This is a genomic window from Pseudomonas veronii (assembly GCF_002028325.1).
Taxonomy (GTDB): Bacteria; Pseudomonadota; Gammaproteobacteria; order Pseudomonadales; family Pseudomonadaceae; genus Aquipseudomonas; species Aquipseudomonas veronii.
Map to the genome: position 1 here is coordinate 40,603 of NZ_CP018420.1, position 13,517 is coordinate 54,119.

Consider the following 13,517-nt stretch of genomic DNA (forward strand, 5'->3'; position numbering starts at 1 on the left):
TCTTATCAGATAAAGCCTGGCCGTTCCCGCAGTAAAAGGCGGAGTGGTTGTAGGATTTATCTCGATTCATTCCAATATATGGGATTGATATTTATATATTGAGATATCGCCGAGCATAGGTTTATATTCGCCCATCTGCTTTTTTCAGCACCCACTCATTTCAGGTGAAGCGATGCCGGCGCAATTGATCGCGCTCGATTGGGGAACCAGTTCCCTTCGTGCTTATAAACTCGGCCCCGCAGGCGTGGTGCTGGAACAACGTGCGTTGGCGTCGGGGATCATGCACCTGCCCAGCCAGCCCCGGGAGATTGCCGGCGTTTGCTGCAGCGATGGCTTCGAGTTGGCGTTCGACGCGGCCTGTGGCGATTGGCTCGACGCGCAACCGGGCTTGCCGGTGATCGCCTGCGGCATGGTCGGCAGCGCCCAGGGCTGGAGCGAAGCGGCCTACCGCAACACCCCGGTCGACGTCGCCAGCCTCGGCCAAGCGTTGCACCGCGTACGCAGTCTGCGCGGCGTCGATGTGCATATCGTGCCCGGCGTGATCGAGCAGGTCGGCTTGCCCAACGTGATGCGCGGCGAAGAAACCCAGGTACTCGGCGTGCTGCAAGGCCTTGGCGCCGAGGTCTTGATCGGCCTGCCCGGCAGCCATTCCAAATGGGTCGAGGTGGTCGATGGCTGTATCACCCATTTCGACACCTTCATGACCGGCGAGCTGTTCGCGGTGCTGAGCAAGCACAGCCTGCTCGGGCGCACCCAACAACCCGCCGAACACTTCCAGGCGGCGGCTTTCGACCGCGGCGTGCGCGTGGCGCTGTCGGCAGACGGCCAGCGCGGCGTGCTGTCGACGCTGTTCAGCGCACGCACCCTGGGCTTGACCGGCGAACTCGCCCCGGACCAGCAGCCCGACTACCTTTCCGGTCTGTTGATCGGCCATGAACTCGCCGGCTTGCCCGGTGCCGCCGAACATAAGCCGATCATCCTGGTCGGCGCCGCACCGCTCTGTACACGTTACCAGCGTGCCCTCGGCCTCTGCGGCTTCGCCCACGTCAGCCTGGCGCAAGAGGCCAGCGAACGCGGCCTCTGGCAGTTGGCCCTGGCCGCCGGGCTCATTCAACCAGCAATGGAGGCCTGACATGCTCAAGCAAGCACTCACGCAAAACGGTTTGATCGCGATCCTGCGCGGCGTGCGCCCGGACGAAGCCGAGGCGATTGGCCAGGTGCTGTACCGCGCCGGTTTTCGCGTGATCGAAGTCCCGCTCAATTCGCCGGACCCTTACACCAGCATCCGCACCCTGCGTGACAGCCTGCCCGCCGATTGCCTGATCGGCGCCGGCACGGTGTTGACGCCGGCGCAGGTCGAGCAGGTCAAGGCCGCCGGTGGCCAGGTGATCGTGATGCCCCACAGCGACGCCAAGGTCTTGCGTGCCGCGAAAGCCGCCGGCCTGTACCTGTCGCCAGGTGTGGCCACCCCGACCGAGGCGTTCGCCGCGCTGGCCGAAGGCGCCGACGTATTGAAACTGTTCCCCGCCGAGCAAATGGGCCCGGCGGTGATCAAGGCGTGGCTGGCGGTATTGCCGGCGGGCACGCTGTTGCTGCCGGTCGGCGGCGTGAGCCCGGCCAACATGCAGGTGTATTTCGACGCCGGCGCCAGAGGCTTTGGCCTGGGGTCCGGATTGTTCAAGCCGGGCATGTCCGTGGCCGAGGTGGCGAGCAGTGCCCAGGCGTATGTCGCGGCCTGGAACGCCCTGAACTGATCGCAAGCTTGGCGCCTTGGGCGCTGCATCGACAAGAGAGATAAGAAGATGAAAATCACCAAACTGACTACCTTCATCGTCCCACCGCGCTGGTGCTTCCTCAAAGTGGAGACCGACCAGGGCGTCACCGGCTGGGGCGAACCCGTGGTCGAAGGCCGCGCCCACACGGTGGCGGCTGCGGTCGAGGAACTGTCCGACTACCTGATCGGCAAAGACCCACGCAATATCGAAGACATCTGGACCGTGCTCTATCGCGGCGGTTTCTATCGCGGCGGCGCCGTGCATATGAGCGCGCTGGCCGGCATCGACCAGGCGCTGTGGGATATCAAGGGCAAGGCCCTGGGCGTGTCGGTCAGCGACCTGCTGGGCGGCCAGGTGCGTGACAAGATTCGCGTGTATTCGTGGATCGGCGGCGATCGCCCCGCCGACACCGCCCGCGCCGCCAAAGAGGCCGTGGCCCGTGGCTTCACTGCGGTGAAAATGAACGGCACGGAAGAATTGCAGTTCGTCGACAGCTTCGAAAAAGTCGACCTGGCGCTGGCCAACGTCGCCGCCGTGCGCGATGCCGTCGGCCCCAACGTGGGCATCGGCGTCGACTTCCATGGCCGCGTACACAAGCCCATGGCCAAGGTGCTGATGAAAGAGCTGGACCCGTACAAACTGATGTTCATCGAAGAGCCGGTACTCAGCGAAAACTACGAAGCGCTGAAAGAACTCGCACCGCTGACCAGCACCCCGATTGCCCTGGGCGAGCGCCTGTTTTCGCGTTGGGACTTCAAACGCGTGCTCAGCGAAGGCTACGTCGACATCATCCAGCCGGACGCTTCCCACGCTGGCGGTATCACCGAAACCCGCAAGATCGCCAACATGGCCGAAGCCTACGACGTGGCCCTGGCGCTGCACTGCCCGCTGGGCCCGATCGCGCTGGCCGCCTGCCTGCAGCTGGACGCGGTCTGCTACAACGCGTTTATCCAGGAGCAAAGCCTGGGCATTCACTACAACGAGAGCAACGACCTGCTCGACTACGTGCGCGACCCGGGCGTGTTCGACTATGACCAGGGCTTCGTGAAGATCCCCAACGGGCCGGGCCTGGGCATCGAGATCAACGAGGAATACGTGATCGAACGCGCGGCCATCGGCCATCGCTGGCGCAACCCGATCTGGCGCCATGCCGACGGCAGTTTTGCCGAGTGGTGATGTCTGCCTGAAAAAATGTGGCAAAAAATGTGGGAGGGGGCTTGCCCCCGATAGCTGAGTGTCAGTCGACATCTTCGGCGGCTGGTTCACCGCTATCGGGGGCAAGCCCCCTCCCACATTTGAGCTGGTTTGGTCAGTAAGTCCGTCCTCAATAAACATAAGAAGAGACAACCCCATGCACCCTGAATCCCTCACCGGGCAGGCTTCTTTAGTCACGCCTAGCAGAAAGCGCTACTTCATCATGGTGCTGCTGTTTATCACCGTGGTGATCAACTACCTCGACCGCAGCAACCTGTCGATCGCGGCCCCGGCCCTGACCAGCGACCTGGGCATCGACCCGGTGCATGTCGGGCTGATTTTCTCGGCGTTCGGCTGGACCTACGCCGCCATGCAAATCCCCGGCGGCTGGCTGGTCGACCGGGTGCCGCCGCGCATCCTCTACACCGTGGCCCTGCTGCTGTGGTCCATCGCCACTGTGATGCTCGGCTTTGCGGCCAGCTTCATCGCGCTGTTTGTCCTGCGCATGGCGGTGGGCGCCCTGGAAGCGCCGGCCTATCCGATCAACAGCCGCGTGGTCACCACGTGGTTCCCCGAGCGTGAGCGCGCCACGGCGATTGGCTTCTACACCTCCGGCCAGTTCGTCGGGCTGGCGTTTCTCACCCCGGTGCTGGCCTGGTTACAGCACCACTACGGCTGGCACATGGTGTTTGTCACCACCGGCGGCGTCGGCATCCTCTGGGCGCTGATCTGGTACGCGGTGTACCGCGAGCCGAAGGACTTCAAAGGCGCCAACGCCGCTGAAATCGAACTGATCCGTGCCGGCGGCGGGCTGGTGGACATGCAGGCGCAAACCACCAAGGCACCGTTCAGTTGGGTCGACCTGGGCATCGTGCTGAGCAAGCGCAAACTCTGGGGCATCTACCTGGGGCAGTTCTGCCTGAACTCCACGCTGTGGTTCTTCCTGACATGGTTCCCGACCTATCTGGTGAAATATCGCGGGATGGACTTCATCAAATCCGGCCTGCTCGCTTCCCTGCCCTTCCTCGCGGCGTTTGTCGGCGTGCTGTGCTCCGGGATTTTTTCCGACTGGTTGATTCGCCGCGGCGCATCAGTGGGCTTTGCGCGCAAGTTGCCGATCATTGGCGGGCTGTTGATTTCCACCGCGATCATTGGCGCCAACTACGTGGATTCGACGGCCTGGGTGATTGCGTTCCTGGCGGTGGCGTTCTTCGGCAATGGCCTGGCGTCGATCACCTGGTCGCTGGTGTCGACCTTGGCACCCGCTCGCTTGCTCGGCTTGACCGGTGGCGTGTTCAACTTCATCGGCAACCTGGCGGCGATTGCCACGCCGATCGTGATTGGCTTCCTGGCCAGCGGCGATTCGTTCGCACCGGCAATCACCTATATCGCAGTGCTGGCGTTGCTCGGGGCGCTTTCCTACATCTTGTTGGTGGGCAAGGTCGAACGGATCGAGTTGTAAAAAAACGGGCGACCTTGGGGTCGCCCGTTTTTATTTGCGGCTTACGGCACCGACATTTCGTTGCGGAATATATTCAGCGGGTCCCAGCGCTGCTTGGTACGCCGCAGGCGGCTTTCGATGATCAGGTCGGGGAAGAAAACCGTGTACCACTGGGGGTTCTTGGCGTTCGCCGGGTTGCCGCCGAGGTGTGTCATGTCGAGGTCGGGGTAATTGATGTAGCAGCCCTCGAACTCCGCGTTGAGCGGCACGCCTTGATCGTTGGCGAAGGCGTTGAAAAACAGCCCCTGAATCCAATCGGCATGTGCCTGGTCGGTGGCGGCACTGGCATCGCGCCAATAACACTGCGGTTGCCACTTGAGGAAAGAGCCGCGCTGGGCCGCGGATGATTCGCGCCGAACCGCCGGATCTGGCTGGTTGATGCGCCCGCCGAACGACTGGATCTGTATGAGACTTTGGGTCAACACGTTCGCCGGGTCGGGCCAGGTCAGTGTGGTCCAGATCGCGGATAACACCTGCGGCGTGAAAATGCCTTTCTGATAGGCCGACTTATAGCGCCCGCGCTGGTTGTCGCCGGAGCCGTTGAGGGTTTGCTGGCACGGCAGCCAGTCGAGGCGGCGCACGACGGCCCGCGCCGTGCTCAAGGAGTTGATGACACGCCCGGTGGGGTTGCTTCGCGGCAGGTGGATCACGTGAAACGGTGTCACCGATTCGCTGGCGGCAATGCCGATGGCGTCCAGCATCGTCGTGACAAAATCGTCGAAGGGCGCCTGATCGTTCAACTCGCCGTCTTTGTCCACGTAGTGAATGCCCAGCGTGACGTTGCCGGTGTGCTGGTGGCGCATTTCCAGCTTGGTCGCCAGGCCCCAGGTGTCCGGGTCGGCCTGATGTTGGGCGAACCAGGCTTGATAGGCCACCAGCAATCGCTCGAGCGCCGGTTTGGTCAGCATCGCCCAGTCCCATTCCAGTACCAGCCAAAGCACCTCCTTGGGGGCGTCCGGCAGGTCCTTGAAGTAATAACTGGTGATGATCCCGAACTGCCCGCCGCCGGCACCGCAGCACGCGGCAAACAGGTCCAGTTCGTCCGGGTCGGTGCTCTCCCGGCAGACATGACGCGCTGTCAGGCCGTTGCCTTGGGCGTTGGGCACCAGAATATCGACACCGGACAGCCAGTCGCACACCAGGCCGTGTTTGCGCGAGAGCAAGCCATAGCCGCCACCGCAGATGTGCCCGCCCAGGCCCACCGAATAACACGAACCACCGGGCAGGGTCTTGTTGGCCAACGTGTACAGTGCGACGTAGGCGTCCCAGTTCTGCCCGCCGGCCTCCAGGCGAAAGCGGTAGCGATAGGGCAAGGTCGGCATCAACTGGGAGTGCAGTTGGCCGTCGGCGTCGTAGTCCAGTTGCTTCATTTGCCCGATATCCAGAATCGCCAATACCTCATTGGGGTTGTTGGGCATCTTGTTGGCGACGAAACCTTCGTAACAGTGGCCGCCGCTGCGCACGGTAATCCGGCCATTGGCAACGGCCAGGGCCTGCGCCGCGGCGTCGATGATGTCCTGGGGGCTGTAACAGAGGTAAATCAGGTTGGCGCCGTTGGGCGAGGATTGGCCCTGCACGTTGCCCAACGGCCAGCGCAGGTTGAAGCCTTTTTGCAAGGTGGCGTGACGGCGGTCCGATTCGGTGATGAGATCAAATGCCATGATGTACTCCATAGAGCCAAGAATGACTTCTGATGCGGCTAACTTAACGACCGGGAGCGCAAGAAATACCGGGGCTTGCTGAGGTGGTTAGACGGCAATAGGCATGAAGTGGATTAAGGGGGAACGAACGGTTCGCCCCTTAAGCCTAGCGGAAGAAATCGCGGAACCGTGGCGTCAGTTCAACACGCCTTCCAGAATCTCGTAGACGATACCGGTGCCCACTGCGATCAGCACCACGTCCGGGCCCGAACGGCGCCATTCGTAACCCTCGTAGTACGGCAGGCGTGCCAGGGCGCGGTTGTCGAGGCGTTCGCCGTAGTAGCCGTGGGGCAGCGGCCGGCCACGGACCAGGCGCACATTCGGCGGCGGCGGCGCGCCACGGCCGAATTGGCCGTGGTTGTCGTGGATGATCTGGCGCACCGGGCCGAAGTCCTGGGGTGGGCCGCCGCGATGGTTGTCCTGCGGGCCGCGATGGTCGTCGCCACGTTGCTCGTGCTGGTCTTGTGGGCCGCCACGGTCGTCACCGCGCTGGTCAGGCGGCGCGGCTTGCACCAGGGCGCTGGCGGCAAGCACCAGGACGCCACAACCAGCAATCACGGATTTGCGCATTTTCATCGGGAATTCCTCGGGGCACACATACAAAAAAAGGGATTGCGAACACGGTTCGAAATCCCTTGGTCTTGTTGTTTAGGCCACGGTGTTGCCGGTTGATTCCTGTGTATCAGGAACTTTACCTACTGCATACGAGGCGCTTACTTACGTGCGTTACGGACACCTTCCGACAGCGCCGCGCACAGGCTCAGCACGCCGTCGATGGCTTGCTGGTCGTTGCTGGCGTTGGCGATGTGATCGATCAGCGCCGAACCCACCACCACACCATCGGCCAAGCGCGCGATGGCGGCCGCTTGTTCCGGCGTGCGGATACCGAAACCGATGCTGATCGGCAGGTCGGTATGGCGACGCAGGCGGGCCACGGCTTCTTCGACATGTTCCAGGGTGGCGGCACCGGCACCGGTCACACCGGCTACCGACACGTAGTACACAAAGCCCGAGCTGCCGTTGAGCACGGTCGGCAGGCGCACGTCGTCGGTGGTCGGCGTGGTCAGGCGGATAAAGTCGATGCCTGCCGCCTGGGCCGGGTCGCACAGCTCGCCGTTATGTTCGGGCGGCAGGTCGACCACGATCAGGCCGTCGACCCCGGCTTGCTTGGCGTCGGCAATAAAGGCCGGCACGCCGTATTTGTGGATCGGGTTGAAGTAACCCATCAGCACCAGCGGGGTGTCGCTGTTGTCCTTGCGGAACTCGCGCACCATCTGCAGGGTTTTCGCCAGGTTCTGCTTGGCGCTCAGCGCGCGGATGTTGGCCAGTTGAATGGCCGGGCCGTCGGCCATCGGGTCGGTGAAGGGCATGCCCAGCTCGATCACGTCGGCACCGGCAGCGGGCAAGCCCTTGAGGATCGCCAGCGAGGTGTCGTAACCGGGGTCGCCGGCGGTGACGAAGGTCACCAGGGCGGCGCGGTTTTGTTGCTTGAGTTGCGCAAAGCGGGTTTGCAGGCGGCTCATTTAGTGTTTCTCCTGCTGGGACTGTTCCATGTGGTGCATAACGGTCTGCATGTCTTTGTCGCCACGGCCGGACAGGTTGACCACCATCAGGTGTTCCTTCGGCAGGGTCGGTGCGCGTTTGAACACTTCGGCCAGGGCGTGGGCGCTTTCCAGTGCAGGAATAATCCCTTCCAGGCGGCAGCATTTGTGAAAGGCGTCGAGCGCTTCGTGGTCGGTCACCGAGGTGTACTGGACGCGGCCGATATCGTGCAACCAGGCGTGCTCAGGGCCGATGCCGGGGTAGTCGAGGCCGGCGGAAATCGAGTGGGCGTCGATGATCTGGCCATCGTCGTCCTGCAGCAGGAAGGTGCGGTTGCCGTGCAGTACGCCCGGTACGCCGCCGTTGAGGCTGGCGGCGTGCTTGCCGGTTTCGATGCCAAAGCCCGCGGCTTCGACGCCGATGATCTCGACGCTGCTGTCATCCAGGAACGGGTGGAACAGGCCCATGGCGTTGGACCCTCCGCCGATGCACGCCACCAGGCTGTCCGGCAGGCGGCCTTCCTGGGCTTGCAGCTGGGTGCGGGTTTCCTTGCCGATCACGGACTGGAAGTCGCGCACCATTGCAGGATAAGGGTGCGGGCCGGCAACGGTGCCGATCAGGTAGAACGTGTCGTCGACGTTGGTCACCCAGTCGCGCAGGGCTTCGTTCATCGCGTCTTTCAGAGTGCCGGTGCCGGCGACCACCGGGATCACTTCAGCGCCCAGCAGCTTCATGCGAAATACGTTGGCCTGTTGGCGCTCGATGTCGGTGGTGCCCATGTAGATCACGCATTGCAGGCCGAAACGCGCGGCCACGGTGGCGGTGGCCACACCGTGCATGCCGGCGCCGGTCTCGGCGATGATGCGTTTCTTGCCCATGCGCCGCGCCAGCAGGATCTGGCCGATGCAGTTGTTGATCTTGTGCGCGCCGGTGTGGTTCAGCTCTTCGCGCTTGAGGTAAATCTTGGCGCCGCCGCAGAACTCCGTCAGGCGCTCAGCGAAATACAGCGGGCTTGGTCGACCGACGTAGTCGCGCTGGAAGTAGGCTAATTCCTCGTTGAACGCAGGATCAATCTTGGCCGCTTCGTACTCGCGGGCCAGGTCGAGGATCAACGGCATCAGGGTTTCGGCGACGTAGCGGCCGCCGAATGCGCCGAACAGGCCGTTGGCGTCAGGGCCGTTGCGTAGATCGGTCTGGGACTGAGTCATGGGACGCTCCAGGAAAAGAATTCGGGTGGGAAGCAATGACGCTCACTCTACCCCTGACGCTCAGGGCTGAAAACCGATAAGATCGCTGCAACCTGTCAGGAAAACTCACAGATGAGCCGAGACCTCCCGCCCCTTAATGCCCTGCGCGCCTTTGAAGCCACGGCCCGCCTCAACAGCGTGAGCCAGGCGGCTGAGCAGTTGCACGTCACCCACGGCGCCGTGAGCCGCCAACTTAAAGTGCTGGAAGAACATTTGGGGGTCAGCCTGTTCGTCAAGGAAGGGCGCGGCCTCAAACTCACAGATGCCGGCGTGCGTCTGCGCGATGCGAGTGCCGAGGCGTTCGAGCGGTTAAGGGAGGTGTGCGCGCAAATTACCCAAAGCAGCGCCGATGCACCGTTCGTCCTCGGCTGTTCGGGCAGTTTGCTGGCGCGCTGGTTCATTCCGCGCCTGGGCCGCTTGAATGCCGACCTGCCCGATCTGCGCTTGCACCTGTCGGCCGGTGAAGGTGATCTGGACCCGCGCCGCCCCGGCCTGGATGCCCTGCTGTTGTTCGCCGAACCGCCGTGGCCGGCGGATATGCAGGTGTACGAGCTGGCCAGCGAACGCATCGGCCCGGTCATGAGCCCGCGTTTCGCCGGTTACGAACGCCTGCGCGACGCCCCGGCCACGGCGCTGTGCGGCGAAGCGCTGTTGCACACCACGTCTCGCCCGCAGGCCTGGCCCAGCTGGGCGCAGCAACACGGGATCGAACCCGGTGCGTTAAAACTCGGCCAGGGGTTTGAGCATTTGTATTACTTGCTGGAAGCGGCGGTTGCGGGGCTGGGTGTGGCGATCGCGCCGGAGCCGCTGGTGGCGGAGGACGTGCGCGCCGGTCGCCTGGTGGCGCCGTGGGGTTTCACGCAAACCCCGGCGCACCTGGCGTTGTGGCTACCCAAGCGCGCCGCGGACGGGCGCGCTCGGCAATTGGCGCAATGGCTCAAGGCTGAGCTGTCGCGCCAGCCGGTATAGCCGGCAGATCAGTTACCGCGTTTGCACAAAAGGTAAGCCGCCAGCAGGCCCAGCGCGCCAACGGCAACGCCGGCGGTAGTCCATGGGTGTTCTTGTGCGTAGTCCCGGGTCGCCACGCCGGTTTCGCGGATTTTGACTTTGCTTTCTTCGTAGGCGTCGCTGATCAGGTGACGAGAATGCTTGAGCGCGTTCTCGGCATTGCTTTTCAGGGCCTTCAGAGTCTTGAGCGACTCATCGGATGCGTCGTCCTTGAGGCTCTCTAGGGACTTGAGCAGGCTCGAAATCTCGGCTTCCATGCTTTCCAGCGACGCTTTGCGTAAAGAGGTGTTGGCCATGTGGACTCTCCTGAAGTGATTAGGTGGCGTGTGTAGATACCGACTACGGCCGTTTCAGAAAGTGCAGTAAATCTGAACTTTCGAGTAGGAACGGTCGCCAGAAGCAGTATGAGCTTTGACTGCTAGGCTTTATTGACGACCCTCAGGAGAAACGCCATGTCTGATCATCACACTTACAAGAAAGTCGAATTGGTGGGTTCGTCCACCACCAGCATCGAAGAGGCGATCAACAACGCCCTGGCTGAAGCCAGCAAGAGCATCAAGCATTTGGAGTGGTTCGAGGTGACCGAAACCCGTGGCCATATCAAGGACGGCAAGGCTGCGCACTTCCAGGTTACGTTGAAGGTGGGGTTCCGAATTGCCAGTAGTTGATCGAAACCGTTGAACTTGCCGGCTGGCCGATTGCCATAACCTGCGCTACAACCAATGGGGGCCGATGCGACCAGCGTCGGCACGCTCGTTTCGATCAGCGCAAGGGAAGTGACGGATGAAGAAGTTCTTGTTAGCAGTAGGTTTGTTGAGCATGGCGGGCACCGTGCTGGCGGCGGGCAAGCCGTGTGAAGAGCTGAAAAGCGAAATTGCCGCGAAAATCGACGCCAAGGGTGCTTCGGGTTATTCGCTGGAAGTGGTGGCTAAAGGCGCTGCGGCTGACGGCAAGGTGGTTGGCACCTGCGAAGGCGGCACCAAGGAAATCGTCTACAAGCGCGGTTAATCGCGCGTTGCAGACATAAAAAACCGACGCGCGCGCGTCGGTTTTTTTTCGCCTGCCAGATTTAGCCCTTCATCAACTGCGCGAGCAGTTCGTAGGAATGAATCCGGTCGGCGTGTTCGTACAGGTCGCAGGTAAAGATCAACTCGTCGGCGCCGGTCTGTTCGACCAGTACTTCCAGTTTGGCGCGGATCTTCGCCGGACTGCCGACCATCGCCAGGCCGAGGAAGCTGCCCACCGCGTCTTTTTCATGGGGTAGCCACAGGCCGTCCATGCTTTCCACCGGCGGACGCTGCACCAGGCTCTGCCCGCGCATCAGCGCCAGGATGCGTTGGTAGACGGAAGTGGCCAGGTAATCGGCCTGTTCGTCGGTATCCGCCGCGACCAACGGAAGGCCGAGCATTACGTAAGGCTTGTCCAGAACGGCCGAAGGCTTGAAGTGATTGCGGTACACGCGAATCGCCTCATGCATCAAGCGCGGTGCGAAATGCGAGGCAAAGGCGTAGGGCAAGCCGCGCTCCCCCGCCAACTGCGCGCTGAACAGGCTGGACCCGAGCAGCCACACCGGGACGTTGGTGCCGGTGCCGGGAACCGCGATCACCCGCTGGTCGGGCGTGCGCGGGCCGAGGTAGGCCATCAATTCGGCCACGTCTTCGGGGAAGTCGTCGGCGCTGCCGGAGCGCTCACGGCGCAGGGCGCGGGCGGTCATCTGGTCGGAACCGGGCGCACGGCCCAGGCCCAGGTCGATCCGGCCGGGGTACAGGCTTTCCAGAGTGCCGAATTGTTCGGCGATCACCAGCGGTGCATGGTTGGGCAGCATCACGCCGCCGGAGCCGACGCGGATGGTCGAGGTGCCGCCGGCCAGGTAACCGAGCAATACCGAGGTGGCCGAGCTGGCGATGCCGTCCATGTTGTGGTGTTCCGCCACCCAGAAGCGGTTGTAGCCAAACTTTTCCACATGCTGGGCCAGGTCCAGGGAATTGCGCAACGACTGCGCGGCGCTGCCGTTGGCCCGCACGGGCACCAGGTCGAGGGTCGAGAACTTCACGTCGGACAGCGATTTCATAAGCCTGCTTCTCCAATAAGGGCGCAGGTTTCTTAGACGAACCAAAACCTGCCGCTTCATGTGCATGTTCTATGCAATGAGGGCATATACCCGAGATTCAATAGGTCGTGCGAAATTTCCTACTTTGTTGCTAGGTTTCTCTTACAAGTGAACTTTGCCAAAGCATCTATCCTCAGAACCCTTACTGACGCAAAACCATCGTTTGAGGAGACTGCTATGAGTATCGTTAAAAAAGCATCCGCGCATTGGGAAGGTGATCTGAAGACAGGCCTGGGTTCCATCTCCACGGAAACCGGCGTGCTGCGCGAAGCGCCCTACGGCTTCAAGGCCCGTTTCGAGGGCGGCAAGGGCACCAACCCTGAAGAGTTGATCGGTGCGGCCCACGCTGGCTGTTTCTCCATGGCGTTTTCCATGATTCTCGGCGACGCCGGGCTCAAGGCTGACAGCATCGACACCCAGGCCGAAGTGACCCTGGACCAGGTCGACGGTGGTTTTGCGATCACCGCTGTACACCTGATCCTCAACGCCAAGATTCCCGGCGCGAGCCAGGCGCAGTTCGATGAGCTGAGCAAAAAGGCCAAGGAAGGGTGCCCAGTGTCCAAGGTGCTGAACGCGAAAATCAGCCTGGACGCCACCCTCGTCGACTGACACAGCCTTAGGTGAGAGGGGGCTTGCTCCCTCCCACATTCAGTTGTGCGTTAAATCAGAACTCGTGTTTCCCCGATGTGGTCCTATAGCCTATGCAGCCATAGGCGCACATTCGTGCGCGTGCATTCAGGGAGCTTCACACATGAAACGTTTTGTCTTGGCGATCATCTGCGGTGTATTGGCCACATCGGCTGTGGCCGCGCCCAAAGACTGCGAAGAACTCAGGAAAGAGATCGAAGTGAAGATCCAGGCCAAGGCGATTCCGTCCTACACCCTGGAAATCGTCAGCAAGGAAGAAGCCGACAAGCACGATGTCGCCATGGTCGTAGGCACGTGTGAGAACGGTACCAAGGCAATCATCTACCAGAAGAACAATGACTGATCAGATGCAGTTCACGCTGCGCTCCTGCGCCAATAACTGACGCGCGGCGTTGTACAGCCGGATATTCGGTGTGTAGGACAACGAGCGCCCCTCCAGGCGATAACGCTGGCCTGCCTCGAAGTGGTCGTACTGCAAGGTCATGAAACAGGTCCGGTCCTGGGTCTGCGACAACCCGCCAAAGCTGCCGCCGGTCGGCACTTCGAAATCAAACCGCACCATCAACTCGTGACTGCCAGGCGGGACCTGGAAGAAGCGCCCGTCGTTGAGGTTTTTCCCATCCAGACGTTGGGCCATCACCAGCTTGGCCCCCGGTGTCGGGGTGGCGAAATCGACCCAGGCCTGTTGCGCGTCCATCGGCGGGATGGGTGGTAAAGCACAGGCGCTGAGCAACAGGGCGGCGATGGGAAGCACTAGCTGGCGCATGGCGGGCACTCAACACAAGGAGAGCC

16 protein-coding genes are annotated in these 13,517 nt (G+C 62.1%); 9 read left to right on the forward strand and 7 right to left on the reverse strand.

Annotated elements, in window-relative coordinates; all coding sequences use genetic code 11:
- The first annotated feature begins 172 nt into the window (after positions 1 to 172).
- The 4 genes from PverR02_RS00185 (at position 173) to PverR02_RS00200 (ending at position 4,431) form a co-directional block, all read left to right on the forward strand.
- Positions 173 to 1,132 (forward strand): 2-dehydro-3-deoxygalactonokinase, encoded by a 960-nt coding sequence (locus PverR02_RS00185; protein WP_079442548.1) that lies wholly within the window; start codon positions 173 to 175, stop codon positions 1,130 to 1,132.
- Position 1,133: 1 nt separating this feature from the next.
- A complete protein-coding gene (locus PverR02_RS00190) occupies positions 1,134 to 1,754 on the forward strand; it encodes a 2-dehydro-3-deoxy-6-phosphogalactonate aldolase (RefSeq protein ID WP_017848979.1) in 621 nt (206 codons plus the stop codon).
- Between the two features lie 48 nt (positions 1,755 to 1,802).
- A complete protein-coding gene (dgoD, locus tag PverR02_RS00195) occupies positions 1,803 to 2,951 on the forward strand; it encodes a galactonate dehydratase (RefSeq protein WP_003170741.1) in 1,149 nt (382 codons plus the stop codon).
- 175 nt (positions 2,952 to 3,126) lie between these two features.
- Positions 3,127 to 4,431 (forward strand): MFS transporter, encoded by a 1,305-nt coding sequence (locus PverR02_RS00200; protein WP_046381554.1) that lies wholly within the window; start codon positions 3,127 to 3,129, stop codon positions 4,429 to 4,431.
- Between the two features lie 41 nt (positions 4,432 to 4,472).
- Here the strand turns inward: PverR02_RS00200 and PverR02_RS00205 are convergent, their stop codons facing one another.
- The 4 genes from PverR02_RS00205 to trpB all read right to left on the reverse strand — a co-directional run bounded on the left by PverR02_RS00205 (position 4,473) and on the right by trpB (position 8,920).
- Positions 4,473 to 6,131, reverse strand: coding sequence for a BBE domain-containing protein (locus PverR02_RS00205; protein ID WP_079442549.1), 1,659 nt, complete (start codon positions 6,129 to 6,131; stop codon positions 4,473 to 4,475).
- A gap of 174 nt (positions 6,132 to 6,305) precedes the next feature.
- On the reverse strand, positions 6,306 to 6,746 hold the full coding sequence (locus tag PverR02_RS00210) for an anti-virulence regulator CigR family protein (protein ID WP_057004935.1): 441 nt from the start codon (positions 6,744 to 6,746) through the stop codon (positions 6,306 to 6,308).
- Between the two features lie 137 nt (positions 6,747 to 6,883).
- Entirely contained in the window at positions 6,884 to 7,693 is an 810-nt protein-coding gene (gene trpA, locus PverR02_RS00215; RefSeq protein ID WP_046381551.1) for a tryptophan synthase subunit alpha, read from the reverse strand.
- Positions 7,694 to 8,920 (reverse strand): tryptophan synthase subunit beta, encoded by a 1,227-nt coding sequence (gene trpB, locus PverR02_RS00220; RefSeq protein WP_017848984.1) that lies wholly within the window; start codon positions 8,918 to 8,920, stop codon positions 7,694 to 7,696. It abuts the gene before it with no gap.
- Between the two features lie 111 nt (positions 8,921 to 9,031).
- Between trpB and PverR02_RS00225 the strand changes: the two genes are divergently transcribed.
- Positions 9,032 to 9,928, forward strand: coding sequence for a LysR family transcriptional regulator (locus tag PverR02_RS00225; RefSeq protein WP_017848985.1), 897 nt, complete (start codon positions 9,032 to 9,034; stop codon positions 9,926 to 9,928).
- Between the two features lie 8 nt (positions 9,929 to 9,936).
- On the opposite strand, the gene PverR02_RS00230 is transcribed toward PverR02_RS00225, so the two are convergent.
- Positions 9,937 to 10,263, reverse strand: coding sequence for a DUF883 family protein (locus PverR02_RS00230; RefSeq protein WP_010565821.1), 327 nt, complete (start codon positions 10,261 to 10,263; stop codon positions 9,937 to 9,939).
- A gap of 156 nt (positions 10,264 to 10,419) precedes the next feature.
- Between PverR02_RS00230 and PverR02_RS00235 the strand changes: the two genes are divergently transcribed.
- Positions 10,420 to 10,635, forward strand: a complete 216-nt coding sequence (locus tag PverR02_RS00235) for a dodecin (RefSeq protein ID WP_017848986.1) — start codon at positions 10,420 to 10,422, stop codon at positions 10,633 to 10,635.
- Between the two features lie 115 nt (positions 10,636 to 10,750).
- The gene (locus PverR02_RS00240; protein WP_017848987.1) at positions 10,751 to 10,975 is read left to right on the forward strand and encodes a DUF1161 domain-containing protein; all 225 of its coding nucleotides are present in this window, start codon (positions 10,751 to 10,753) and stop codon (positions 10,973 to 10,975) included.
- Between the two features lie 61 nt (positions 10,976 to 11,036).
- Here PverR02_RS00240 and PverR02_RS00245 read toward each other — a convergent pair whose 3' ends face one another.
- Positions 11,037 to 12,038, reverse strand: a complete 1,002-nt coding sequence (locus tag PverR02_RS00245) for an LLM class flavin-dependent oxidoreductase (RefSeq protein ID WP_017848988.1) — start codon at positions 12,036 to 12,038, stop codon at positions 11,037 to 11,039.
- A 216-nt stretch (positions 12,039 to 12,254) separates the two neighbouring features.
- Between PverR02_RS00245 and PverR02_RS00250 the strand changes: the two genes are divergently transcribed.
- Both PverR02_RS00250 and PverR02_RS00255 read left to right on the forward strand, forming a co-directional pair.
- Positions 12,255 to 12,686, forward strand: a complete 432-nt coding sequence (locus PverR02_RS00250; RefSeq protein ID WP_017848989.1) for an OsmC family protein — start codon at positions 12,255 to 12,257, stop codon at positions 12,684 to 12,686.
- Positions 12,687 to 12,828: 142 nt separating this feature from the next.
- Positions 12,829 to 13,068: a DUF1161 domain-containing protein gene (locus PverR02_RS00255; protein WP_017848990.1), complete on the forward strand. Its 240-nt coding sequence runs from the start codon at positions 12,829 to 12,831 to the stop codon at positions 13,066 to 13,068.
- On the opposite strand, the gene PverR02_RS00260 is transcribed toward PverR02_RS00255, so the two are convergent.
- Positions 13,069 to 13,491, reverse strand: coding sequence for a PA0061/PA0062 family lipoprotein (locus tag PverR02_RS00260; protein WP_017848991.1), 423 nt, complete (start codon positions 13,489 to 13,491; stop codon positions 13,069 to 13,071).
- Positions 13,492 to 13,517 lie beyond the last annotated feature (26 nt).

Excerpts from the sequence above, each read along its gene's own strand:
- PverR02_RS00190 (WP_017848979.1), top strand. The coding sequence starts at position 1,134 with ATGCTCAAGCAAGCACTCACGCAAAACGGTTTGATCGCGATCCTGCGC.
- PverR02_RS00205 (WP_079442549.1), bottom strand. The coding sequence starts at position 6,131 with ATGGCATTTGATCTCATCACCGAATCGGACCGCCGTCACGCCACCTTG.
- PverR02_RS00230 (WP_010565821.1), bottom strand. The coding sequence starts at position 10,263 with ATGGCCAACACCTCTTTACGCAAAGCGTCGCTGGAAAGCATGGAAGCC.
- trpB (WP_017848984.1), bottom strand. The coding sequence starts at position 8,920 with ATGACTCAGTCCCAGACCGATCTACGCAACGGCCCTGACGCCAACGGC.
- dgoD (WP_003170741.1), top strand. The coding sequence starts at position 1,803 with ATGAAAATCACCAAACTGACTACCTTCATCGTCCCACCGCGCTGGTGC.
- trpA (WP_046381551.1), bottom strand. The coding sequence starts at position 7,693 with ATGAGCCGCCTGCAAACCCGCTTTGCGCAACTCAAGCAACAAAACCGC.
- PverR02_RS00235 (WP_017848986.1), top strand. The coding sequence starts at position 10,420 with ATGTCTGATCATCACACTTACAAGAAAGTCGAATTGGTGGGTTCGTCC.
- PverR02_RS00255 (WP_017848990.1), top strand. The coding sequence starts at position 12,829 with ATGAAACGTTTTGTCTTGGCGATCATCTGCGGTGTATTGGCCACATCG.
- PverR02_RS00225 (WP_017848985.1), top strand. The coding sequence starts at position 9,032 with ATGAGCCGAGACCTCCCGCCCCTTAATGCCCTGCGCGCCTTTGAAGCC.
- PverR02_RS00200 (WP_046381554.1), top strand. The coding sequence starts at position 3,127 with ATGCACCCTGAATCCCTCACCGGGCAGGCTTCTTTAGTCACGCCTAGC.
- PverR02_RS00210 (WP_057004935.1), bottom strand. The coding sequence starts at position 6,746 with ATGAAAATGCGCAAATCCGTGATTGCTGGTTGTGGCGTCCTGGTGCTT.
- PverR02_RS00245 (WP_017848988.1), bottom strand. The coding sequence starts at position 12,038 with ATGAAATCGCTGTCCGACGTGAAGTTCTCGACCCTCGACCTGGTGCCC.
- PverR02_RS00185 (WP_079442548.1), top strand. The coding sequence starts at position 173 with ATGCCGGCGCAATTGATCGCGCTCGATTGGGGAACCAGTTCCCTTCGT.
- PverR02_RS00260 (WP_017848991.1), bottom strand. The coding sequence starts at position 13,491 with ATGCGCCAGCTAGTGCTTCCCATCGCCGCCCTGTTGCTCAGCGCCTGT.
- PverR02_RS00240 (WP_017848987.1), top strand. The coding sequence starts at position 10,751 with ATGAAGAAGTTCTTGTTAGCAGTAGGTTTGTTGAGCATGGCGGGCACC.
- PverR02_RS00250 (WP_017848989.1), top strand. The coding sequence starts at position 12,255 with ATGAGTATCGTTAAAAAAGCATCCGCGCATTGGGAAGGTGATCTGAAG.